Source organism: Mycobacterium simulans, from assembly GCF_900232995.1.
Taxonomy (GTDB): Bacteria; Actinomycetota; Actinomycetes; order Mycobacteriales; family Mycobacteriaceae; genus Mycobacterium; species Mycobacterium simulans.
Map to the genome: position 1 here is coordinate 294,031 of NZ_OCVX01000005.1, position 23,379 is coordinate 317,409.

18 protein-coding genes are annotated in these 23,379 nt (G+C 66.6%); 2 read left to right on the forward strand and 16 right to left on the reverse strand.

Annotated features, from left to right (window positions below; translation table 11 throughout):
• Positions 1-46: 46 nt before the first annotated feature.
• On the forward strand, positions 47-928 hold the full coding sequence (locus MSIMFI_RS20070) for a D-alanyl-D-alanine carboxypeptidase family protein (RefSeq protein WP_191498834.1): 882 nt from the start codon (positions 47-49) through the stop codon (positions 926-928).
• A gap of 20 nt (positions 929-948) precedes the next feature.
• On the opposite strand, the gene MSIMFI_RS20075 is transcribed toward MSIMFI_RS20070, so the two are convergent.
• From MSIMFI_RS20075 to ffh, 5 genes are all read right to left on the reverse strand, one after another.
• Complete coding sequence (locus MSIMFI_RS20075; protein WP_191498835.1) at positions 949-1,542, reverse strand: TetR/AcrR family transcriptional regulator; 594 nt, start codon at positions 1,540-1,542, stop codon at positions 949-951.
• A 1-nt stretch (position 1,543) separates the two neighbouring features.
• The gene (locus tag MSIMFI_RS20080; protein WP_191498836.1) at positions 1,544-3,385 is read right to left on the reverse strand and encodes an N-acyl-D-amino-acid deacylase family protein; all 1,842 of its coding nucleotides are present in this window, start codon (positions 3,383-3,385) and stop codon (positions 1,544-1,546) included.
• Positions 3,386-3,455: 70 nt separating this feature from the next.
• On the reverse strand, positions 3,456-5,222 hold the full coding sequence (locus tag MSIMFI_RS20085; protein ID WP_191498837.1) for a serine/threonine-protein kinase: 1,767 nt from the start codon (positions 5,220-5,222) through the stop codon (positions 3,456-3,458).
• Between the two features lie 183 nt (positions 5,223-5,405).
• The gene (locus MSIMFI_RS20090; protein WP_224770360.1) at positions 5,406-6,491 is read right to left on the reverse strand and encodes a metal-dependent hydrolase family protein; all 1,086 of its coding nucleotides are present in this window, start codon (positions 6,489-6,491) and stop codon (positions 5,406-5,408) included.
• Positions 6,487-8,082 (reverse strand): signal recognition particle protein, encoded by a 1,596-nt coding sequence (gene ffh, locus MSIMFI_RS20095; protein WP_191498839.1) that lies wholly within the window; start codon positions 8,080-8,082, stop codon positions 6,487-6,489. The genes MSIMFI_RS20090 and ffh overlap by 5 nt, the downstream gene beginning before the upstream one ends.
• A gap of 183 nt (positions 8,083-8,265) precedes the next feature.
• Between ffh and MSIMFI_RS20100 the strand changes: the two genes are divergently transcribed.
• A complete protein-coding gene (locus MSIMFI_RS20100) occupies positions 8,266-9,939 on the forward strand; it encodes a DEAD/DEAH box helicase (RefSeq protein ID WP_191499094.1) in 1,674 nt (557 codons plus the stop codon).
• Here the strand turns inward: MSIMFI_RS20100 and MSIMFI_RS20105 are convergent.
• The 11 genes from MSIMFI_RS20105 to sepIVA form a co-directional block, all read right to left on the reverse strand.
• A complete protein-coding gene (locus tag MSIMFI_RS20105; RefSeq protein WP_191498840.1) occupies positions 9,936-12,380 on the reverse strand; it encodes a [protein-PII] uridylyltransferase in 2,445 nt (814 codons plus the stop codon). The genes MSIMFI_RS20100 and MSIMFI_RS20105 overlap by 4 nt on opposite strands.
• A gap of 24 nt (positions 12,381-12,404) precedes the next feature.
• Positions 12,405-12,743: a nitrogen regulatory protein P-II gene (gene glnB / locus MSIMFI_RS20110; RefSeq protein ID WP_055577570.1), complete on the reverse strand. Its 339-nt coding sequence runs from the start codon at positions 12,741-12,743 to the stop codon at positions 12,405-12,407.
• Between the two features lie 2 nt (positions 12,744-12,745).
• Positions 12,746-14,170, reverse strand: a complete 1,425-nt coding sequence (locus MSIMFI_RS20115) for an ammonium transporter (RefSeq protein ID WP_186242410.1) — start codon at positions 14,168-14,170, stop codon at positions 12,746-12,748.
• Between the two features lie 191 nt (positions 14,171-14,361).
• Positions 14,362-15,669, reverse strand: a complete 1,308-nt coding sequence (gene ftsY, locus MSIMFI_RS20120) for a signal recognition particle-docking protein FtsY (RefSeq protein WP_191498841.1) — start codon at positions 15,667-15,669, stop codon at positions 14,362-14,364.
• 49 nt (positions 15,670-15,718) lie between these two features.
• Positions 15,719-19,336 carry a chromosome segregation protein SMC gene (gene smc, locus MSIMFI_RS20125; RefSeq protein WP_191498842.1) on the reverse strand — a complete coding sequence of 1,206 codons (3,618 nt, stop codon included), beginning with the start codon at positions 19,334-19,336 and terminating at the stop codon, positions 15,719-15,721.
• 11 nt (positions 19,337-19,347) lie between these two features.
• Positions 19,348-19,629 (reverse strand): acylphosphatase, encoded by a 282-nt coding sequence (locus tag MSIMFI_RS20130; RefSeq protein ID WP_186242407.1) that lies wholly within the window; start codon positions 19,627-19,629, stop codon positions 19,348-19,350.
• The gene (locus tag MSIMFI_RS20135; protein WP_191498843.1) at positions 19,616-20,029 is read right to left on the reverse strand and encodes an OsmC family protein; all 414 of its coding nucleotides are present in this window, start codon (positions 20,027-20,029) and stop codon (positions 19,616-19,618) included. Before MSIMFI_RS20135 ends, MSIMFI_RS20130 begins: the two co-directional genes overlap by 14 nt.
• An 86-nt stretch (positions 20,030-20,115) precedes the next feature.
• Positions 20,116-20,976, reverse strand: coding sequence for a DNA-formamidopyrimidine glycosylase (gene mutM / locus MSIMFI_RS20140; RefSeq protein ID WP_191498844.1), 861 nt, complete (start codon positions 20,974-20,976; stop codon positions 20,116-20,118).
• A gap of 207 nt (positions 20,977-21,183) precedes the next feature.
• Positions 21,184-21,897: a ribonuclease III gene (gene rnc / locus MSIMFI_RS20145; RefSeq protein ID WP_186242404.1), complete on the reverse strand. Its 714-nt coding sequence runs from the start codon at positions 21,895-21,897 to the stop codon at positions 21,184-21,186.
• Complete coding sequence (locus tag MSIMFI_RS20150; protein ID WP_191498845.1) at positions 21,894-22,475, reverse strand: YceD family protein; 582 nt, start codon at positions 22,473-22,475, stop codon at positions 21,894-21,896. The genes rnc and MSIMFI_RS20150 overlap by 4 nt, the downstream gene beginning before the upstream one ends.
• Positions 22,476-22,563: 88 nt before the next feature.
• Positions 22,564-23,301: a cell division protein SepIVA gene (gene sepIVA, locus MSIMFI_RS20155; protein ID WP_186242402.1), complete on the reverse strand. Its 738-nt coding sequence runs from the start codon at positions 23,299-23,301 to the stop codon at positions 22,564-22,566.
• Between the last annotated feature and the right edge of the window lie 78 nt (positions 23,302-23,379).

Below are 23,379 nucleotides of genomic sequence, written 5' to 3' on the forward strand. Positions count from 1 at the left end.
CATCGATTCAACACCGCGGTGGGGCAGCCCGTTAAACTCTGCGCCCATGCGAAAGCTCATGGCTGGGATTCGGGTGGCCGCTGCGCTGGTTGCGGTCGGTGCCTATGGTGTGGGCACCGCATCAGCGGACACCGATGTACAACCCGCCGGCTCAGTGCCAATCCCCGACGGCCCGGCCCAGACCTGGATCGTGGCGGACCTCGACAGCGGTCAGGTGCTGGCCGGCCGCGACCAGGATGTGGCCCACCCGCCCGCAAGCACCATCAAGGTGTTGTTGGCGCTGGTGGCCCTGGACGAATTGAACCTGGACTCCACCGTCGTCGCCGACGTCGCCGACACCCAGGTCGAGTGCAACTGCGTCGGCGTCAAGCCGGGCCGCACCTACACCGCACGCCAACTGCTCGACGGCTTGCTGCTGGTTTCGGGCAACGATGCCGCGAACACTCTGGCGCACATGCTGGGCGGCCAAGACGTGGCCGTGGGCAAGATGAACGCCAAGGCCGCGGCGTTGGGCGCGTCGAACACCCACGCCGCGACCCCATCAGGCCTGGACGGCCCCGGCGGCTCGGGTTGGTCGACGGCACACGACTTGGCGGTCATCTTCCGGGCCGCCATGGCCAATCCGGAGTTCGCGCAGATTACCGCCGAGCCCTCGGCGATGTTCCCCGGCGATAACGGTGATCAGCCGATCGTCAACCAGGACGAGCTGCTGCAGCGGTATCCGGGCGCGATCGGCGGCAAAACGGGCTTCACCAACGCCGCGCGTAAGACGTTTGTCGGCGCGGCTGCCCACGGGGGCCGCAGATTGGTGATCGCGATGATGTACGGACTGGTGAAAGAGGGCGGACCGACCTATTGGGATCAGGCCGCAAGCTTGTTTGACTGGGGTTTCGCGCTCAACCCGCATGCCAGCATCGGCTCCCTTTAGTGCCGCGCCGACGCGCAGGGTTATTGCAGTAGTGCTGCGGTCAGCAGCGCCGCCAGCACCGGAATTCGTTGCTGCTCGATTTCCGGTTGTGGCAGCACCCCTTCCACTACGGCGGCGCCGTCGAACACGTTGGTCAGCAGTGCCACGATGACCGGAAATGTTTCCTCCGGAATGCTCTCGACGCCGGGCAGCGCCCGGGCGGCATCGCAAATCCTTGCGGAGTACTGCCCAAGCTCGTGTTGCAAGGTGTCTTTGAGCTTGTCGTCGGTGCGCGCGGCGATCATCAGCTCGTACAGCACGGCGTTGGCGGGTCCGCTGGTGATGTCCCGCAGTATGGCCAACGCCGCGTCCAGCGCCGGCCGGTCGGCCGGTATTTCGGCAACCCGCTTGGTGAACGTATCCAGTTGTCGACGCAACACTTCGGACGCCGTTGCCGCCATGAAGTCGCCCATCGTCTCGAAGTGGCGGAACAGCGCCCCCACGGACACCCCTGCGCGCTTGGTGATCATGGCGGCCGATGCCCGGGCGTAACCCACCTCGATGATGGTGTCGATGCTGGCCTCGAGCAGCCGCCCGACGGTTTCCTCGCGGCGTTCCTGTTGGGTCCTGGCCATCTCAGGCTCCGACGCTCAGGGCCGCCTGCCGTTGCCGCTCCCCTGCCCGCAAGAACCGGCCCGACTTCACGGTCTGACCGTAACCCTCGCGGAATTGGCCTCCAGACTGGCCTCCGCGGAAGACCACGGCGCCGCCCACGCCGGTGGCGACCACGGTCGCATCGTTGCGATTGACCATGCGACGCAAACCGCCGTAGAACGACACCTCGTCCTCGTGGTAGCCGTCCACCGAGTCATCCAGGAACGCCGGATCGATCACCACGAAGTCCGCACGGTCACCCGTGCGCAAGGTACCGGCATTGATGCCAAACCATTCGGCCAATTCGCCGGTCAGGCGATACACCGCCCGCTCCAGGGGCATGAACGGCGTCCCGGCCAGCTGGGCGTCCCGCGTGCGCCTGAGCAGACGCAACCCGAAGTTGTAGAACGCCATGTTTCGCAGGTGCGCGCCGGCATCGGAGAAGCCCATGTGGACGCTCGGCTCGGCGGCGAGTTTGTTGAGCTGCTTGGGCCGGTGGTTGGCGACGGTGGTGGTCCACCGCACGTTGCGCTCCCCGTTCTCCACGAGCACATCCAGAAACGCGTCCAGCGGGTGCAGTCCGCGCTCGTCGGCGATCTTCCCAAAACTCTTGCCAATCAACGACTTATCGGGACATTCGACGATCACCGCGTCATGGAAGTCGCGATGCCACAACGACGGTCCAAGTTTGATGCGGTCGAATTCACGCCGGAACTTCCGGCGGTAAGTCTCGTCGGCCAGTAACTCGTTGCGCTCCAACTGGTCTCGTAGATGTAGGGCCGCCGTTCCGGCGCCGAACTCTTCGAAGACCGGCAAATCGATTCCATCGGAATACAACTCGAATGGGACGGGCAGGTGCTGGAACCGGATACTGGAGCCCAGCAGCTTGTTGAGCACGCGAGTGCCGAGCCCAAAGACGTACACCGCAAGCGGCATCGCCTTGGCATCGGCCGAGACCAGCAGACTCATCCGAACGCCCTTGCGACGGTTGAGTATCCGGCTGCTGGTCAAGAAGAACATCAGCGCCGACATCGGGCTAGCCACGTCGGGCGCGCTCTGCAAAATCCGCCCGCGCTTGCGCAGCACCTTGATCAGCCTGCGCCGCTCGCGCCAGGTCGCGAAGGTGGACGGCAGCGCACGCGACCGAAAACGGTCGCCGTCGAGCTTGTCGATCGCCGAGTCCATCCCGGACATACCGAGCAGACCAGCATCGAGTGCCTCGTCGAGCAGCTTCGCCATCTTGTCCACTTCGGCATCGGTGGGCCGGACGGTGGTGTCGGTGGCACGGTCGAGGCCAAGGACCGCAGCGCGCAGGTCCGAATGACCAAGCAGCGAGCTCACATTCGGCCCAAGGGGCAAGGCGTTGATCGCCTGGATGTACTCCGCGGCTGTCGACCACGTCTTGTGGCTTTCCAGGGCGCCGAAGACGAATTCGCGCGGCACCGCTTCCACTCGGCTGAAGAGGTCGGCGGCGTCTTCGGAATTGGAGTAGACCGTCGACAGCGAGCAGTTGCCCAGCAGCACCGTGGTGACCCCGTGGCGCACCGACTCCCGCAGCCCCGGATCCAGCAGGATCTCGGCGTCGTAGTGGGTGTGTGCGTCGATGAAGCCGGGAACGACCCACTTCCCCGCCGCGTCGATCACCTCCGGGCAGCCGGCCTCGTCCAGCGGTGTCGCGGAAACCGTGGTAACCACGCCGTCGCGAATGCCCAGCGTGCGGGTGCGTGGTGCGCTGCCGGTGCCGTCGAACCACAGCCCGTCGCGAATGATCACGTCGTAAGTCACGGTTCCCTCCAGGTGGTCGAGTTGCAACGAAGCTAACATAGATAGTGATCACTCGCAATCTTTTATTTGGGTGCGCCGCTTCTCGACTGAAAGTGCTGGTCAAGTTCTATCAGCGACCGGGGCCCGACGCCGTTGTGGACGGCGGTGTTGGATTGGCTGTGGAGGATTGCGATGGGTTAGCCGGGGACGGTGCGGGAACTTGCGCCGGGTCCGGCATGGCGACCGACGGCGGCACATCGCCGCTGCGGCTTGCCACCGACGGGATCCGGATGACGGCGAACTGTTGATTGCACTCATTGGTTTCCACGGTGACGACCATCTCACCGACGAGATCGCCCTCCGGTTGCGGACGCAGCGACAGTACCTGCGTCGTGGTCTGAGTACTCGCCGCACCGTTGCGCCCGATGCAGGCGAACTGCACCGTTTCGGGCCGGGTCCGCCACTGGCCGTCGCCGAACTCCATGACTAACGGACGAACCCCTGGTTTCGGCAGTGTGTGGTCATTGTCATCGAGCATTCTTGCCGCGGCGAGGCACCTCGTGGGCGTGCAGGACGACCGGATTGCCCACCAGGTGTTCACGTCCGGCGGTTGCGGGGTCGGGGTGTAGTCAAACGTCTGTTTTGAACGTTCGACCTCGATGCGGTACGTACCGTCGAGTGGTACCGGCGGGGTGCCCACGGCGGTGGTCGTGGGGGCGCTGGGCACGGCCGCTGCGCTTGTCGCGGGACTGCTCGCCTGCGTGGAGGTCGTGCTCGTCTCTCGCCCGATGGTGATGCCGACGGCGAACAGGCCAACGAGCAGCAACGCCGCTGCGACGCCGACGACGATCCGACGCGTATTAAGCCGCCTCGGCGCCGCGGATTCCTTGGTCTCGGTGGAAAACTCGTCCAAGCGCCGGGCCAACGCCGCGGCTGCCGACTGCAGGATCGTGGCGCGCCGTTTCGGGGTCGCGGCCGGCGGTGGCGGGTCCGGGGCGCCTTGTTCTTTGGCGTGCGCGATCTCCGGCCAGTCGTAAGCCGGGTAGTCGACCACGTACACGGGCGCCGCGTCCTCAATGGTCGCGAGGGCGTCGGGACTGCGGTCACCGATCGCGATACCAGCTCGTTCGGCGAGCGCGGCGGCGAACTCGCGGCAGCTGCCGAAGCGGTCAGCGGGTTGGTTGGCAAGCGCTTTGGATAGCGCGCCGTCCAGGCGTGCCAGATCTGGGCGTAGAACGCTGAGCGGCGGCGGCGCGGCATCGGCACTATCGACCGGCGGTGCACCGGTGAGCAGGTGCATCGTGGTGCTCGCCAACGCGTACTGGTCGGCGCGCCCGTCGCCTGGGGCACCCATCAGTTGTTCTGGTGCGGGGTAGGCGACCCCGCCGTCGGGGCCGCCCAGTTGGCGCCCAATCCCGAAGTCGGTCAACAGGATTCGGGGTTCACCTACGCCGGGATTTGTCAGTAGGATGTGGGCCGGCTTGACATCGCGATGGAGCAGTCCCCGCTGGTGCGCGTAATCGAGTGCTTCGGCCACCGCTGTGACGATGGAGAGCACCTCACCGACGGGCAAGACGGTCGGGAAACGGTTGGCCATGTGCTGCACGGCGTCGATGCCGTCGACGTAGTCCATGGCGATCCACAGCTGTCCGTCGAATTCGCCGCGCTCATGGACCTCCAAGATGTTGGGGTGATAAAGGTTTGCGGCGATCGCTGTCTCCCGGTGGAATCGCCGACAGAATTCGTCGTCGGCCGACATCGCCAGCGGAAGAACCTTCAGCGCCTGCCAGCCCGGCGATCCCGGCTGCTGGACCAGGTAGACCTGGCCGGTCGCCGAGGAACCCAGCATCCGGACAACGGTGTAGCCGGCAAAGATCGCGCCGTTGGCCAACGCCATTCCGCGATCGTAACCGCGTTGGCGGCACCCCGCGCGGCAGGCTAGATGCGCAGCGACCCGCTGCGGGGACTAGATGCGCAGCGACCCGCTGCGCCCGGCTTCGCCGCGCTTGCGATCGCGGCGGGCTTGATGCGCAGCGACCCGCCGCGCCCGGCTTCGCCGCGCTTGCGATCGCTGCGGGGACTAGATCCGAAACACCTTGCCGCGCAGGATCACGAGATCGGGCTGATTCAGCACACCGGGCCCCTGCCGCGGATCCGCGGAGTAGCACAAGAGACCAGCCGGGGCCCCATCGTCCAAGCCGGGCCGGCCCAGCCAGCGCCGGGCATCCCAGCACGCCGCCCCCAGCGCCTCGGTGGGACTCATGCCGATGCTCTTGAGGGCCTCAACCTCGTCGGCGATCCGCCCGTGTTTGATCGTGCCGCCGGCATCGGTGCCGGCGTAGACCGGCACCCCCGCCTCCCGCGCCGCGGCGATCCGTCGATAGCTGCGGGAATAGAGGTCGCGCATGTGGGCCGCGTAGGTCGGATAGCGCCCCGCGGCGTCGGCAATGCCCGGGAAGTTCTCGAGATTGATCAGCGTGGGGACCAACGCGGTGCCGTGGTCGAGCATCAGGGCGATGGTCTCGTCGGTGAGCCCGGTGCCGTGCTCGATGCAGTCGATCCCAGCGGTAATCAGTCCGGGTAGCGCGTCCTCACTGAAGACGTGTGCGGTGACGCGTGCCCCGTGGGAGTGTGCGGCATCGATCGCGGCTTTGAGGACGTCGTCGGACCACAGTGGGGCGAGATCACCGATCTCGCGGTCGATCCAGTCGCCGACCAGTTTGACCCAGCCGTCGCCGCGCCGCGCCTGCTGGGCCACGGCGGCCGGCAGCTGAGATTCGTCCTCGATCTCGACCGCAAAACCGGCGATATAGCGCTTGGGTCTGGCCAGATGCCTCCCGGCCCGGATGATGCGCGGCAGGTCTTCATGATCGTCGAGGCTGCGGGTATCCGTGGGTGAGCCACAGTCACGCAACAGCAGGGCGCCGACGTCGCGTTCGGTCTGGGCCTGAGCGATCGCCTCGTCAAGTTCGATGGCGCCATGCTGACCTAACCCGACGTGACAGTGGGCGTCCACCAATCCGGGCAGGATCCAGCCGCCGTCAAAGACGGTGTCTGCGCCGGCCACCGGCTCCGCGCTGATACGGCCGTCGACCGCCCACAGTTCGATCGCCGTCTCGTCGGGAAGCCCCCGACCTCGCACGTGCAGGCGCACGGCCCGGCTAATTGTTGCCCGGGAACTTCAGCTTGGACAGATCGAAGTCGGCCAACCCGGGCGGCAGCTCGTCGAGCCCTTCGGGCATCTGCGACAGATCGGGGAACCCCCCGGGTAGGCCGGCCATGCCCGGTATGCCGGCCATACCCGGCCCGAATGGGCTCTTGGCCTTGGGCGGCGTCGGACCCCGCCCGCCCTTCTTGCCCTTCTTGCCGGCTTTTCCTTTGGCTCCCTTGGACTTTCGTGTCGCAGATTTGCGTCCCAGGCCCGGTATTCCCATGCCGCCGAGCATGGACGACATCATCTTTCGGGCTTCGAAGAAGCGGTCGACCAGCTGGTTGACCTCGGACACCGTCACACCCGAGCCGTTGGCGATACGCAACCGCCGGGACGCGTTGATGATCTTGGGGTCGGCCCGCTCTTCGGGCGTCATCCCGCGGATGATGGCTTGGATCCGGTCGAGTTGTTTGTCATCGACCTCGGCCAGCGCCTCCTTCATCTGCCCCGCACCGGGCAGCATGCCCAGCAGGTTGCCGATCGGCCCCATTTTGCGCACCGCGAGCATCTGCTCGAGGAAATCTTCCAGGGTCAGCTCGCCGGCACCGATCTTGGCCGCGGCTTCTTCGGCCCGCTGAGCGTCGAAGACCTGCTCGGCCTGTTCGATCAGGCTCAGCACATCGCCCATGCCCAGGATGCGGCTGGACATCCGGTCCGGGTGGAAGACGTCGAAGTCCTCCAGCTTCTCCCCGGTGGAGGCGAAGAGGATGGGAACACCGGTCACCTCACGGACCGACAATGCGGCACCACCACGGGCGTCACCGTCGAGCTTGGTCAGGACCACACCGGTGAATCCGACGCCCTCACCGAACGCCTGAGCGGTGGCGACGGCATCCTGGCCGATCATCGCGTCCAGGACGAACAGCACCTCATCGGGATTGACCGCATCGCGGATGGCGGCTGCCTGGGCCATCAGCTCTTCGTCGATACCCAGCCGTCCGGCGGTGTCGACGATGACCACGTCGAAGTGTTTGGCCCGAGCTTCGGCGAGCCCCGCCGCGGCGACGGCTACCGGGTCACCGGCAGGCCCGGTATCCGGGCCAGAAGGCGGAGCGCCGGGATGCGGTGCGAACACCGGAACCCCGGCACGCTCGCCAACGATTTGCAGCTGGTTAACCGCGGCCGGGCGCTGCAGGTCGCAGGCCACCAGCAGCGGTGTGTGCCCCTGGCCTTTGAGCCGTGCCGCCAATTTGCCGGCCAGCGTCGTCTTACCGGAGCCCTGCAGGCCGGCAAGCATCACCACGGTCGGCGGTGTCTTCGCGAACGTCAGCTCGCGGGTCTGGCCGCCGAGGATGCCGATGAGTTCTTCGTTGACGATCTTGACGACCTGTTGCGCCGGGTTGAGGGCGCCGGACACCTCGGCGCCCCGGGCGCGTTCCTTGATCCGGTGAACGAACGCACGAACCACCGGCAGCGAAACATCGGCTTCCAGCAGCGCCAGCCGGATTTCGCGGGTGGTGGCATCGATATCGGCGTCGGTAAGTCGGCCTTTGCCGCGCAGCCCCTGAAGGGCAGCGGTCAACCGGTCGGACAGCGATTCAAACACGCCCGCCAGCCTAATGGTGTACGGGTGCAGCGCGACACTCACACTGCGGCGACGACACGCCGACACACATCGCCCTGGGTTGAGTTTCGGCGAATCATGTCGCAACTACGCCGAAATGCGTTGCCATGCTACATTTCACAGCCGCACTCACGGTCGGGCAGCTACGGGGGGGATCTGTTGTCGATGCAGCTCCGCGGCTGGCAGCGCCGGGCATTAGTCAAGTACCTCGGCACCCAACCGCGGGACTTCCTGGCCGTGGCGACTCCCGGCTCGGGGAAAACGGCATTCGCCCTGCGCGTCGCGGCCGAACTGCTGGGCCATCGCGCCGTCGACCAGATCACGGTCGTCGTGCCGACCGAGCACCTCAAGATCCAGTGGGCGCAGGCGGCCGGACGTCATGGCCTTTCGCTTGACCCGAGGTTTTCCAACTCCAATCCCCAGACCTCGCCGGAGTACCACGGCGTCGTCGTCACCTATGCCCAGGTCGCTGCGCATCCGACGCTGCACCGGGTGCGCACCGAGCAACGCAAGACCTTGGTCGTCTTCGACGAGATCCACCACGGAGGTGACGCAAAAACCTGGGGCGACGCCATCCGGGAAGCATTCACCGACGCCACCCGCCGACTTGCGTTGACGGGCACGCCATTTCGCAGCGACGACAGCCCCATCCCCTTCGTCACCTACGAGCCCGACGCTGACGGGGTGCCGCGGTCGCAGGCCGATCACACCTACGGCTACGCCGAAGCGCTGGCCGACGGTGTGGTCCGGCCGGTGGTGTTCCTCGCCTACTCGGGGCAGGCGCGCTGGCGGGACAGCGCCGGCGAAGAGCACGAGGCGCGCCTGGGCGAGCCGCTGTCCGCCGAACAGACCGCGCGAGCGTGGCGCACCGCACTGGACCCCGCCGGGGAGTGGATGCCGGCGGTGATCACCGCCGCCGACCAGCGGCTACGCCAACTGCGTACGCACGTGCCCGACGCCGGCGGCATGATCATCGCCTCCGACCGGACCGCGGCACGCGCATACGCCGCCTTGCTAAAGAAGCTGACCTCCGAAACCCCGACCGTGGTGCTCTCTGACGACCCGGGGTCATCGGCCCGCATCACCGAATTCGCCGCGAGTACCGGCCGGTGGCTGGTGGCGGTGCGCATGGTGTCCGAAGGCGTCGACGTGCCCCGGCTGGCGGTTGGGATCTACGCCACCAGCGCCTCGACGCCGCTGTTCTTTGCACAAGCCATCGGCCGGTTCGTCAGGTCACGCCGCCCAGGCGAAACGGCGAGCATCTTCCTGCCGTCGGTACCCAATCTTTTGCAGCTGGCCAGTGAGCTGGAGGCCCAGCGCAACCATGTGCTCGGCAAACCGGATCGGGAATCGATGGATGATCCCCTCGACGGCGATCCTGCCACGAGAACGCAAACCGAGCAGGACGATGTGGAGAAGGGCTTCACCGCACTGGGAGCCGACGCCGAACTGGATCAAGTCATCTTCGATGGATCCTCGTTCGGCACCGCCGCACCCGCTGGAAGCGAGGAAGAGGCCGACTACCTCGGCATCCCCGGGTTGCTCGACGCCGAGCAGATGCGCGCCCTGCTGCACCGACGCCAGGACGAGCAACTCCAGAAGCGCGCGGCGGCCGGCCAGGCAGCACCGGCACAGCTAACCACCCACGGTCAGCTCCGCGAGCTGCGCCGCGAACTCAACACGCTGGTCTCGATAGCCCACCACCGCACCGGCAAACCACACGGATGGATCCATAACGAACTGCGCCGGCGATGCGGCGGCCCCCCGATCGCCGCGGCAACCCGGGACCAGCTCAAAGCACGCATCGATGCCGTGCGGCAGCTCAACGCGGAGACTTAATCGCCGACGGGCTCGTCGACCAATACGTCCGCTCGGGCGCCCAAGACGGCCAAGAGGTGCTTTTCGACCGCGACTCGTGCATCGGAGTCGGCGGGCACGGTCACACAGAACACGTCCGCGGCGGTCGATCCAAAGGTGTTGACCTTAGCCCAGACGATGTCTGCCTGGGCGCGCTCCATCGCACGGGTCAGCAGTGCGAGCAGACCCGTGCGATCCATGGCACGCACTTCCAGGATCAGCTGGCCTGGCGTGTCGGTGTCGAGCCACAGGATGCGGGGTGGGGCGGTCGAACGGGTGACGGGCACCCCCACCTGCACCTCTCCCGCCCGTGCGGACGCCGAGCTGGCGGCATCGCTGTCCCGCTGCTCCAGCGTGTCGAGGACGTCGATGTCGCCATGCAGGGCACCCACGAACTGCTGACGCAGCAGGTCGACCGCGGGCGGCGAACCGAACAGCGGCGAGACCACAAATTCCGTGATCGCAACACCGTCGTGGATATTGACCGTCGCCGAATGCACCCGCAACGAGTTCAGGGCCAGCACGGCGGCGGCCTTCGACACCAATCCCCGCTCGTTGGGGGCCACCATCACCGCGTGAATGCGTTCGCTCTGGTCCGGCTTGATCTCCACATGGACCCCGTGGTCGGCCGCCAACGAAAGATAGTGCGGCGCGGTGGGTTCGGCCTGCGGCAGCGGCTCGCCTGCCATCACCATCCGGCAGCGACGCACCAGCTCCTCAACCAGCGATGCCTTCCAATCGCTCCACACCCCGGGTCCGGTGGCCTTCGAGTCGGCCTCGGTCAGTGCGTGCAGCAGTTCGAGCAATTGCGGGTCCCCGGCCAGCGCTTCGGCGACGACCTCGATGGTCTTGGGGTCGTTCAGATCGCTTCGGGTGGCGGTCACGGGCAGCAGCAGGTGATGGCGGACCATTTTGGAGAGCGTCTCGATGTCTGGGGACGCCATACCCAGCCGCTTGCCGATCTGTAGGACCAACTCGGCCCCGAGCACGCTGTGATCCACACCCCGACCCTTACCGATGTCATGCAGCAGGGCGCCCAGGGCAAGCAAATCGGGTCGCGCCACGCGGGTGGTCAGCGGCGCCGCATTGACCGCGGTTTCGATGACATGACGGTCCACGGTCCATTTGTGGGACACGTCGCGGGGCGGAAGGTCGCGGATCGCCTCCCACTCCGGCAACAGCTGACCCCACAACCCGGTGCGGTCGAGCGCTTCAATGGTTGCCACCGCGGTCGGGCCGGCCAAAAGCACCACCAGCAGGTCGTCCAACGCCTCACGCGGCCAGGGAATGGGCAGCTGCGGGACGTTGTCGGCCAACCTACTCAGCGTGGCCGCGCCGATAGGCACACCGGTGTCGGCCGACGCGGCGGCCACGCGCAGCACCAGGCCGGGGTCGTTTTCGGGCTGGGCCTCGCGGGCGAGCACGATTTCGCCCGCGTACTCGACGACACCCTCGTCCAGGGGCCGCCGCTTGGGCCGCCGGACCAAGGCCGAGATTCCGCGCCGCGGCAGTGCGTTGACCGCCGTCCGCAGGCCGGTCACGGCGTGGTAGCTGATGGTGCGACCCGCGTCTGACAGCATGCGCGCCAGGTCGAATCTGTCACCGACTCCCAAAGCGGCGCTGATCTCGTCGGCGAACTGGGCCAACAGCTGATCGCGGCCGCGACCCGACACCCAGTGCAGTTCGGTACGCACATCGAGCAACGTGAGGTACGCACTGTCCAGCGAACCGGCCGGCATGTCCGGATTCGCCATGCCATGGCGGTCGATGAGCTGAGCCAGCGCCAGTGCGTTCAGCAACTGGACGTCGCGCAGGCCGCCGCGCCCCGACTTGAGGTCGGGCTCGGCGCGGTGCGCGATCCGGCCCAAGCGCAGCCAGCGGGCGTGCGTCATTTCGACGAGTTCGTCTATCCGGGAACGAATTCCCCTGCGCCACTGCCGTCGTCCCCCGCCGATCAGTTCGGTCGACAGCCGCTCTTCACCAGCGATGTGGCGGGCTTCCAACATGCCTAGCGCGGCCGTCATATCGGAGTTGGCGGTACCTAACGCCTCGCTGACAGTGCGCACGCTGTGGTCAAGTCGAATGTTGGCGTCCCACAACGGATACCACAATTTATCGGCAACCTCACCCAGCACGTTGGCAGGCTTGCCGTCGTGCAACAGCACCAGATCCAGGTCCGAATGCGGCAGCAGCTCACGACGACCCAGCCCGCCGACACCCACTAGCGCGAAGCCGCTGTCCTCGGTGATCCCGATTTCGGCGGCCTTAGCGGTGAGCCAGGACTCGTGTAGGTCCAGCGTCGCCTGCCGCAGCTCGGCGGGCGGCATGTCCAAACCTTCAGCGGCCAACAGAGCGCGCCGCGCGGCAGCCAAATCGACTGCCGCGCGGGCGCTTTCGGTCGGGTTAGGCCGATGCGGTGTCACACCGGGCTATTCTCGCGATTCTTCTCACAACGCATCGGATCCGCGTTCACCGGTGCGCACCCGCACGATGGTGTCCACCGGGCTGACCCACACCTTGCCGTCGCCGATCTTGCCGGTGCGCGCCGCCCGGACAATGCTGTCCACGACCTTGTCAACGATGGAATCGTCGACGACGACCTCGATGCGAACCTTCGGCACGAAATCGACGGAGTATTCGGCGCCCCGGTAGACCTCGGTGTGGCCCTTCTGCCGCCCGTAGCCCTGGATTTCGCTGACCGTCATACCCAAGACTCCCGCGTCTTCGAGGCTGGTCTTGACGTCGTCGAGGGTGAACGGCTTCACGATCGCGGTGATCAGCTTCATTTCTATTCCGCCTCCACTTTCTCGCCCACACGCTCCGTCAGGCCGTTTGTGCTGTCCGACAGGCTGGCACGGGGAAGAACGGAACCGCTGGCCACCGCGAAGTCGTAGCCGCTCTCGGCGTGCTCAGACTCATCGATGCCCGCGGATTCCTGCTCCGCACCCAGACGCAGCCCAATCGTGTACTTCAGGATAAGCGCCAGGATAAGCGTGACAACGCCGGAGTAGATGAGCACGCTGAAGGCGCCGATGGCCTGCCGTTCCAGCTGAGCCCAACCACCGCCGTAGAACAATCCCTTCGACACCCCAGCCACCCCATTGATGGCCACGCTCTCGGGTGCGGCAAGCAGGCCCACCAGCAGCGTGCCCACCAGGCCACCGACCAGGTGCACGCCGACTACGTCGAGCGAGTCGTCAAAGCCAAACTTGAATTTCAGCCCGACCGCCAGCGCACACAGCACACCGGCCGACACGCCCACCGCCAACGCGCCCAGGACGTTGACCGACGAGCAGGACGGCGTGATGGCAACCAGTCCGGCGACGATGCCCGACGCTGCGCCCAGCGTCGTGGCCTTGCCGTCGCGAATGCGCTCGGTGAGCAGCCAGCCGAGCATGGCCGCGGCCGTAGCTACCGTGGTCGTGATGAAAGTCGACCCCGCCGCGCCGTTCGAGCTGGTCGCCGACCCGGCGTTGAATCCGTACCAGCCAAACCACAGCAGCCCGGCTCCGAGCATCACGAACGGCAGGTTGTGCGGCCGGAAGAGGGTCGTCGGCCAACCCCGGCGCTTGCCCAGGACGAGCGCCAACATCAAGCCGGCCACACCTGCGTTGATGTGGACCGCGGTCCCGCCGGCGAAGTCGATCGCGTGCAGTTTGTTGGCGATCCAGCCACCGTGTGCGGACGCGAACTTGTCAAAGGCGAACACCCAGTGCGCGATCGGAAAGTAGACAAAAGTCGCCCATAGCCCGGCGAACAACAGCCAGGCGCCGAACTTCAGCCGGTCGGCCACCGCACCCGAGATCAGCGCGACCGTGATGATCGCGAACATCAACTGGAATGCCACAAATACGGTGGCCGGCAGGGTGCCCGCCAACGGAACGTTTACGGCTGCAGTCCCCGTAGCCGGATCCGCCGCGACGGCATTGCCACCGATCAGACCCTTCAGGCCCCAGAACTCGGCCGGGTTGCCGACGACGTTGCCTTTGTCGTCACCGAATGCCATCGAGTACCCATAGAGCACCCAGAGCACGGTCACGACGCCCATCGCACTGACGCTCATCATGATCATGTTCAGCACGCTCTTGGCACGCACCATGCCGCCGTAGAAAAACGCCAGGCCCGGCGTCATCAGCAGCACGAGCGCGGAACTTGCCAACATCCAGGCGGTGTCACCCGTATTGGGCACACCCATTACCGGGAAGTCACTCACTCGCTATCACCTCCAGTCAGCGTTGGGGAGGCCCCAGGTTGATGACTGGCGACCTGATCCAGAACCATGCGCATAAGTTGTTGCGACAATGGGGCCGCGATGTTTCATCAGGATTAACGTAAAACTTGCTGTGTAAGAGCTGGTCACCACCATCGCAACCAGCCGGGCGCAGCGGGTCGCCGCCGTCCCGATCAGCCGAGCAGGGCATCCACGAAGGCGGCAGGTTCAAACGGCGCCAGATCATCGGGCCCTTCGCCGAGTCCGACTAGCTTTACCGGCACCCCGAGTTCTTGTTGAACGCGGAAGACGATGCCGCCCTTGGCCGTTCCGTCCAGCTTGGTGAGCACCGCGCCGGTGATGTCGACGACCTCGGCAAACACCCTGGCCTGGGCCAGTCCGTTTTGCCCAATGGTGGCGTCAAGCACCAATAACACCTCATCAACAGATGCGCGGCGGCTCACTATGCGCTTGACCTTGTGCAGCTCGTCCATCAGCCCGACCTTGGTGTGCAGTCGGCCCGCGGTGTCGATGACCACGACGTCGGCTCCAGCCGCTATGCCCTTGCCGACGGCGTCGAAAGCAACCGAAGCTGGGTCGGCGCCTTCGGCCCCACGCACCACCTCTGCGCCCACCCGCGACGCCCAGGTTTGCAGTTGATCGGCCGCCGCGGCGCGAAAGGTGTCGGCAGCGCCGAGCACGACCCGGCGGCCATCGGCGACCAACACCCGCGCCAGCTTGCCGGTCGTGGTGGTTTTTCCGGTGCCGTTGACACCGACGATCAGTAGCACCGACGGATGGTCGGCATGCGGCAGGGCGCGGATCGAGCGATCCATGCCGGGCTTCAGCTCTTTGATCAAGACGTCACGCAGCACCGCCCGAGCGTCGGCCTCAGTGCGGACATTGCTGCTGGCCAGCCGGGTGCGCAGCTGCGACACCACGGACTCGGTGACGACCGGGCCGAGGTCGGCGACCAGCAGGGTGTCTTCCACGTCCTGCCAGGAGTCCTCATCCAGGTCGCCGCCACCGATTAGTCCCAACACGCTGCGCCCGAGTGCGGTCTGCGATCGGGCCAGACGTCCACGTAGCCGTTCCAATCGGCCTTCGGTCGGTGCGATGGCCTCTATCTCGGGGGCCTTGGGTGTCTCGGCGGCCTCGGGTATCTCTGGGGCCGCTGGCTCCGGCTCAACCTCGGGCAGGTAGACATCGGAGATGGTGCGCTTGGGCGCGTCGTGAGGAACGGTCGCATCGTCGCCGACGGCCGGCAATCCGCTGGTGTCGATCCGTTCGGCGGGCTCGGCCGTCTCGGCGGGCGGGGCCGTCTGGCTGAAGGTGATGCCGGACGAGGCGGTGTAACCACCGGAGCGGTCGACTACACCGGTGTCGGGCCGGCCTGACAGGCTGATCTGGCGCCGGCGATAGCGCACCAGGCCAAAGACCAGCGCGGCGATGACAACCAGGGCGGCAATGACCGCGATGGCGATCCACAGACCTTCGGACACGCTGACAATCCTTCCAAGTACTTCGAGGGTGGCTAGGGGCGCCGGGCACCTACGAGGAGCTAGCGACCAGCCGATCCACCTGCTGACCGCGGATCCGCTGCGAGATGACCGCGGTGATGCCGTCGTTCTGCATCGTCACGCCATAGAGCGCGTCGGCGACCTCCATCGTCGGCTTTTGGTGCGTGATGATGATCAGCTGCGAGCGATCCCGCAACTGCTCGAACAGGCCGATGAGGCGGCGCAGGTTCATGTCGTCGAGCGCGGCCTCCACCTCGTCCATGATGTAGAACGGTGACGGGCGGGCCCGGAAGATCGCTACCAGCATCGCCACGGCCGTCAGCGCCTTTTCACCGCCGGAGAGCAACGACAGCCGGGTGACCTTCTTGCCGGGCGGACGGGCCTCCACCTCGATACCGGTGGTGAGCATGTCGTCGGGCTCGGTCAGCCGCAGCCGGCCTTCCCCGCCGGGGAACAGCGACGCAAACACCTGGCGGAATTCGCGCTCTACATCGACGAACGCGTCACTGAACACTTGCAGGATGCGGGCGTCGACGTCGGCGATGACGTCCTGCAGGTCCTTGCGGGCAGCCTTGACATCTTCGAGCTGGGTGGCCAGGAAGTTGTAGCGCTCCTCCAACGCAGCAAACTCCTCGAGGGCCAGCGGATTGACCCGCCCCAGCTCGGCCAGCTCACGCTCGGCACGCTTGGCCCGGCGCTCCTGGGTCGGGCGGTCAAACGGCATCGGGGCCGGCGCGGTCACCTGCTCACCGCGCTCGCGGGCCTGCTCGAACTCGGCCATCTCAAGTTCGGTGGGCGGCAGTGCAACCTGAGGACCGTATTCGGCGACCAAGTCGGCCGGAGCCATTCCGAACTGCTCCAGCACCATCTGCTCGAGCTGCTCGATTCGCAACGCTGCCTGGGCGTTTGCGACCTCGTCGCGGTGCAGCGAGTCGGTGAGTGCGGCCACTCGTGCGCTCAGCGTGTTCACCTCTTCGCGGACCGCCGCCATCGCCGTCGATCTAAGCTGGCGCTCGGCGGCCAGCTCATCGCGCAGCCTGGACGCCGAATCGACTACCCGGTTCAACCGCCCGGCTAACAGGCGCCCGGCGTCGGCGACCGCCGCGGCCACCGCGGCCGCACGCAGCCGAGCCGCTCGTGCCTGTTCGGCGCGCACCCGCGCCTCGCGTTCGGCCGCGGCCGCGCGGCGCAGCGAATCTGCCCGCCCGCGCACTGCGTTCGCGCGTTCCTCGGCCGTCCGCACCGCCAACCGGGCCTCCACTTCGATGCCGCGGGCGGTTTCGGCGGCGGCGGCGAGCGCCTGGCGAGCCTCTGCCGGACTGGGCTCGGCGTCTTGCACGTGCTGGGTCTCCTGGGCGTTGCGCAGCCGCGTCTCGAGTTCGACGACCTCCTCGAGGGTCTGCGCACGTCCGGCTTCCAATTCCGCACGCTGCTGCAGCAACCGGCTCCACTCTTCGTCGGCAGCGCGCGCCTCTTGCCCGAGCCGGCCCAGCTGCTCGTACATCGCCGAGATGGCGGTGTCGGATTCGTTGAGCGCCGCCAAGGCCTGCTCAGCGGAGTCTTGACGAGCGGCCTGCTCGGTCAACGCACCGGACAGCGCCGCGCTCAGTTGAGCGACCTGCGCCTCGGCGTTGGCCAGCTCGCCGCTCGCCTTTTCGATTTCCGAAGTGATCTCAAGCGTGGACAACTTGCGGTCCGAGCCGCCGCTTACCCAGCCGGCGCCCACTAGGTCACCGTCCAGTGTGACCGCGCGCAACCCGGGGCGCGCGGCCACCAGATCGAGCGCCTCGGCCAGGTCGTTGACCACCACGACATTCGAAAGCATGGCGATCATGGCGCCGCGCAGCCGGGTCGGTGCCTCGATCAGGTCCAGCGCCCACAGGGCACCGTCCGCTAAGGCGGCCTGTGTGGGTTCGGCCGGCGCCGGCCAGTCGCCCAGGACTAGGGCCGCTCGACCTCCGTCGGCCTGCTTGAGTGCGGCGACAGCGGCACTCGCGGCGCTAAAGCTTTCGGCGGCCAATGCGTCGGCCGCCGAGCCGAGCACCGCTGCCAGCGCCGCCTCATATCCCGAGCGCACTTTCACCAGCTGCGCGACCGACCCGAAAAGCCCTGTGCCACTGTGATTCCGGGCGAGCCACGCCGCGCCGTCCTTGCGTTCCAGACCCACCGACAGGGCATCGATGCGGGCTCGCAGCGAAGCCACCTGTCGTTCGGCGTCGCGTTCGGCGGACTGCAGCTCGGCGACGCGGGCGTCGGCCGACCGCAGCGCGGCGACCGTCCGCTCGTGGTGTTCATCGAGACTGACCTCGCCCTGATCCAGTTCACCGACGCGGCCCTGCACGCTTTCGAACTCCGCACGGGTCTGCTCGGCGCGCGCGGCGGATTGCTCGATCCTCTCGGACAACCGGGCAACGCTGTCATCAATCGATTCGACCCGCGCCCGCATGGTCTCAACCTGGCCGGCCAGCCGAGCCAGGCCCTCGCGCCGGTCCGCCTCGGCGCGGACCGCGGCGAGGTGAGCCCTGTCAGCCTCGGCGGCCTGGCGCTCGCGGTCAGCCAATTCCGCGCGGGCAGCGTCGAGGCGGGGGCGCGCCGCGGCCAGCTCGGCTAGCAGCTGCTGCTCGGCGACGGCCACCTGCTGGGCCTCGGCTTCCAGCTCCTCGGGTTTTCTGGGGTCGGCGTCGCTGCTGGTCACCGGCTCGACATCGAGATGCTGGGCGCGTTCAGTGGCGATACGCACCGTGGCGCCGACCCGTTCGGCCAGGGCGGATAGGCCGAACCAGGTGTGCTGCACAGACTCGGCCCGAACCGACAGCTCGCTCAATGCCGCTTCGTGTGCCGTCAACTCCTCGGACGCCACCGATAGCCGGCCGGCAGCGTCATCGTGCTCGCGACGCATCGTGGCCTCAGCCTCGAAGATCGCCTCTCGCTCCGCACGCCGGCTCACCAGATCGTCGGCGACCAGCCGCAGCCGCGCATCGCGCAGATCGGCCTGGATGGTCTGGGCCCGACGGGCCACCTCGGCTTGCCGACCCAGGGGTTTGAGTTGACGCCGCAGTTCGGTGGTCAAGTCGGTGAGCCGGGCCAGGTTCGCGGCCATTGCGTCGAGTTTGCGGACGGCCTTTTCTTTGCGCTTGCGATGCTTGAGTACGCCGGCGGCCTCTTCGATGAACGCCCGTCGATCCTCTGGCCGCGACTGCAAGATTTCGTCCAGCTTGCCCTGCCCGACAATGACATGCATCTCGCGGCCGATGCCGGAGTCACTCAACAGCTCCTGGACATCCATCAAACGGCAACTGCTGCCGTTGATTTCGTATTCGCTGGCACCGTCGCGGAACATCCGTCGAGTGATCGACACCTCGGAGTACTCGATCGGCAGCGCGTTATCGGAGTTGTCGATCGTGACGGTGACTTCAGCGCGGCCCAGCGGGGCGCGCGACGAGGTGCCGGCGAAGATGACATCTTCCATCTTGCCGCCACGCAGCGTCTTTGCCCCCTGCTCGCCCATCACCCACGCCAGGGCGTCGACGACGTTGGACTTGCCGGAACCGTTGGGTCCGACGACCGCGGTGATGCCGGGCTCAAAACGCAGAGTCGTCGGCGCGGCGAAGGATTTGAAGCCCTTCAGCGTCAGACTCTTGAGGTACACGAGGGGCCAGATTACCGCTCGACGAACCCGACGAACTGCTCCGACGCCCGCGACCAGTCGGCGACGACGTTTTCCACGTGCCCCGGTGTGGCGCCGCCCTGCAGCAGTTGCAGCAGCCTTTCGCCGGCATCCCGCGGCCCCTGGGCGACCACCAGGACCCGGCCGTCGGCGTGGTTGGCCGCATAACCGGTCAGACCCAACTCCAGCGCCCGGCACCGGGTCCACCAGCGGAAACCGACTCCCTGGACCCGCCCGTGCACCCAGGCGGTCAGCCGCATATCAGGATCCGACATCGGCGACCTCGAAGGTGACGGTGGTGCCGGATTTGAGTGTGCGCCCGACGGTGCAGACCAGGTCGACGGCTCGGTTGACAACCACCAATAGGCGCTCCTTGTCGTCCTGGTTCAAGCCCGACAGGTCGAGCTCGAGGACCTCCTCGAGCAGCGGATAGATCTCCTGGTCGCGGTCGGCCGCACCGGATACCTTGACCACCGCTTTGTAGTCGTCGCGGAGGCGATGGGCCAGCGGCTGGTCGCTGGCCATCCCGCTGCACGCGGCGAGTGCGATCTTGAGCAGCTCGCCCGGTGTGAATACCCCTTCGACGTCCTCGGAACCTATTAGCACCTGCGCGCCGCGCGAGCTGTGGCCGGTATAGCGCCGCGACCCGGTGCGTTCGACCCAAAGTTCCGTCATGTCCCTATTCCCTTCCCGCGAACGTGCGCAGAATGCCGCGTCCAGCGGAGTGTCGTCGTACCGACACGCACGCTCGCGGCAAGAGATTATCGCCGGGGCGGCGGCTGGCATCTCGGGCAGTAGAACGACGAGCGGTTCATGAATTTTTCCCGCAGCATCACGGCGCCGCACCGCCGGCAGTTTTCGCCTTCGCGGCCGTAGGCATCCAGCGATCGGTCGAAGTAACCCGACTCGCCGTTGACATTGACATATAGCGAATCGAACGACGTCCCGCCCTTGGCCAGTGCTTCGCCCATCACCTCGGCGGCGGCGTCCAGGACCGCGGCTAGCTGGCGGCGGGTTAGCGTGGCCGCTATGCGGGCACCATTCACCTTGGCCCGCCACAGCGCTTCATCGGCGTAGATGTTGCCGATCCCCGAAACCACCTCTTGATTGAGGAGTTGACGTTTGACCTCGGAATGCTTGCGCCGCAGGACTTTAACCACAGCCTCGGCGTCGAACCGCGGATCCAGCGGATCACGCGCCAGATGAGCGACGGGCTCCGGCACCACGCTGCCGTCGACAGTCACCAGGTCGGCCAGCAACCATCCCCCGAAGGTCCGCTGGTCGGCGAAGCTCAGCACAGTCCCGTCGTCAAGGAGCGCGGAGATTCGGACATGGTCGGTGCGCGGGACGACCCCCAGCAACATCTGCCCGCTCATGCCCAGATGTACGACGAGCGCGGTGTCGGGGTCGTTACCGGAGTCCAGTGTTAACCACAGGTACTTGCCGCGGCGATCCGTTCCAGTGATCCGAGCGCCCAGCAGCCGCGCCGTCAGATCCGCCGGACCGGCCTCATGGCGGCGCACCGCTCGGGGATGGTGCACCCGAACCGCGGTGATCGTCTTGCCTACCACATGGTCCTGCAGGCCACGCCGAACCACCTCGACTTCGGGCAGTTCGGGCATCTAGTGATGATCGCAAGCGCGGCGAAGCCGGGCGCAGCGGGTCATCACCAAACGACTCGTGATGATCGCAAGCGCGGCGAAGCCGGGCGCAGCGGGTCATCACCAAACGACTCGTGATGATCGCAAGCGCGGCGAAGCCGGGCGCAGCGGGGCATAAGCGCGGCGAAGCCGGGCGCAGCGGGTCGCCACCAACAATCCAAACCGGACCTAGACCGGAGTTTTGCCCGGGACGTCGGCGTCCAGCACATTCCAGGCGGCTGCCGCGGCCTTTTGCTCGGCCTCCTTTTTTGAGCGGCCCACACCAGACCCGTATTCGGTGTCCATCACGACCACGACAGCGGTGAACTCCTTGTCGTGGTCCGGACCGGTGGAGCTGACCAGGTATGACGGCGCGCCCAGCCCACGTGACGCGGTCAGCTCCTGCAAGCTGGTTTTCCAGTCCAGCCCGGCGCCCAGCGTCGGAGCGGTGTCCAGCAGCGGTCGAAACAGCCGCAGGATCACCTCACGCGCCGTCTCGATGCCGTGATGCAGGTAGATCGCGCCCAGCAACGATTCCATCCCGTCGGCCAGGATGCTGGCCTTATCGGCTCCGCCGGTGTTCGCCTCACCGCGACCCAGCAGAACGTAACCGCCAAGACCCCCGTCGGACAGGCTGCGTGCAACATCGGCCAGCGCCTGGGTGTTAACCACGCTGGCCCGAAGTTTGGCCAGGTCCCCTTCCGAACGTTCCGGATGGCGGTGAAAGAGCTCGTCGGTGATTGTCAGCCCGAGAACGGCGTCGCCGAGAAACTCCAACCGCTCGTTGGTCGGAAGCCCGCCGTTCTCGTAGGCATAGCTGCGATGCGTCAACGCCAATGTGAGCAGCTCATCGGGCAGCTCGACACCGAGCGCGTCGAGCAGCGGCTGTCGCGACGAGGTCACCGCGGGACCTCGGGGCTTTCCGGCGTGAACATGTCAGCCAGCTTTGCCCACCTCGGATCCATCTGCTCGTGACGGTGGCCGGGCTCGGCGGCCAACGAAACGCCGCATTGTGGGCATAATCCCGGGCAATCCGGCCGGCACACCGGCGAAAACGGCAGTTCCAGACCGACGGCATCGATGATCGGCTGCTCGATGTCGATCTTCTCGTCGACGACGTGCCCGACCTCGTCTTCCTCGGTGGTTGCCTCGGTTGCACTGCCGGGATAGGCGAACAATTCGGTCAGGACGACTTGTACACGACCCCGGACCTCACTCAGGCAACGGGAACACTCACCGGTGGTGGGTGCGGCCACCGTCCCGGTCACCAACACCCCCTCGGAGACGGACTCCACTTGCAGATCTAGATCCAGCGGAGCACCCCGCTCGATCGCGATCAACTCCACACCGATGCGCGACGGACTGCTGACGGTGTCCCGCACCGTAAACATTGCCCCTGGCCGGCGCCCCAGCCGTGCGATGTCAATCACCATGGGCGCGGTCAGAGGTCGCTGAGTTGTCTGACTGCGCTGCCTCGCCATAACAGAAATCCTACGGCTCGCGCCGCAAACGTCCATGGCTCATCGGTCCTGCACCCGCGCGTGACTATCCCGCGCGGGAGAACCCGGTTTAGCGCGTCGCGTAGTCGTGCGTGCCGGCCGCGGTGCGAAGTTGGTGGCGTCCCCGGCCGACGGAACGAAGGGTGCCGTTGAGGAACTCTTCGAACTCGGCAAGCTTGCTGTCGACGTAGATGTCGCATTCGCCGCGCAACCGGTCGGCCTCGGCGTGCGCGGTGTCGATAAGCCGCGTGGACTCCGCGTGGGCTGCCTGCACCACCTCGTTTTGCGACACCAGGCGCTGCTGTTCCTTGATGCCCTCCTGCACGGCCTTCTCGTAGGAGATATTGCCGTTTTCGATCAGCCGGTCGCATTCGGTCTTGGCCCGACTGACGCTGGCCTCGTACTCGCGCTTCGCGGAGGCTGCGATGCGCATCGCCTCCTCGCGAGCTTCGGCGACCATCCGCTCGCTGTGCTGGCGCGCCTCACTCACCATCCGGTCGGCCTGGGATTTGGCGTCGGAGAGGATCCGGTCCGCCTCCGCGCGGGCATGGTTGAGCATCGACTCGGACTCGGTGGTCGCCGAGGCCACCATGGAGTCCGCATGGGCCTTGGCGTCGTGGAGCATCGAATCGCGTGCATCGAGAACGTCCTGCGCGTCGTCGAGCTCCCCGGGGATCGCATCTTTGATGTCGTCGATCAACTCCAGCACGTCTCCGCGGGGCACGACGCAGCCCGCGGTCATCGGCACGCCACGGGCTTCTTCCACAATGGCGCCCAATTCGTCCAGCGCTTCAAAGACTCGGTACACGGCCATACCCTCCTGGCATCGTTTCGTTGTTACCAGTGTGCCTGGTGTTACATGTGTGACGACGGTTGCGGCTCCGGT

What these genes read in the sequence shown, in the direction of transcription:
- MSIMFI_RS20070 (WP_191498834.1), top strand. Translation starts at nt 47, where the DNA reads ATGCGAAAGCTCATGGCTGGGATTCGGGTGGCCGCTGCGCTGGTTGCG.
- MSIMFI_RS20075 (WP_191498835.1), bottom strand. Translation starts at nt 1,542, where the DNA reads ATGGCCAGGACCCAACAGGAACGCCGCGAGGAAACCGTCGGGCGGCTG.
- MSIMFI_RS20080 (WP_191498836.1), bottom strand. Translation starts at nt 3,385, where the DNA reads ATGTTAGCTTCGTTGCAACTCGACCACCTGGAGGGAACCGTGACTTAC.
- MSIMFI_RS20085 (WP_191498837.1), bottom strand. Translation starts at nt 5,222, where the DNA reads ATGGCGTTGGCCAACGGCGCGATCTTTGCCGGCTACACCGTTGTCCGG.
- MSIMFI_RS20100 (WP_191499094.1), top strand. Translation starts at nt 8,266, where the DNA reads ATGCAGCTCCGCGGCTGGCAGCGCCGGGCATTAGTCAAGTACCTCGGC.
- glnB (WP_055577570.1), bottom strand. Translation starts at nt 12,743, where the DNA reads ATGAAGCTGATCACCGCGATCGTGAAGCCGTTCACCCTCGACGACGTC.
- MSIMFI_RS20130 (WP_186242407.1), bottom strand. Translation starts at nt 19,629, where the DNA reads ATGTCGGATCCTGATATGCGGCTGACCGCCTGGGTGCACGGGCGGGTC.
- MSIMFI_RS20135 (WP_191498843.1), bottom strand. Translation starts at nt 20,029, where the DNA reads ATGACGGAACTTTGGGTCGAACGCACCGGGTCGCGGCGCTATACCGGC.
- mutM (WP_191498844.1), bottom strand. Translation starts at nt 20,976, where the DNA reads ATGCCCGAACTGCCCGAAGTCGAGGTGGTTCGGCGTGGCCTGCAGGAC.
- MSIMFI_RS20150 (WP_191498845.1), bottom strand. Translation starts at nt 22,475, where the DNA reads ATGGCGAGGCAGCGCAGTCAGACAACTCAGCGACCTCTGACCGCGCCC.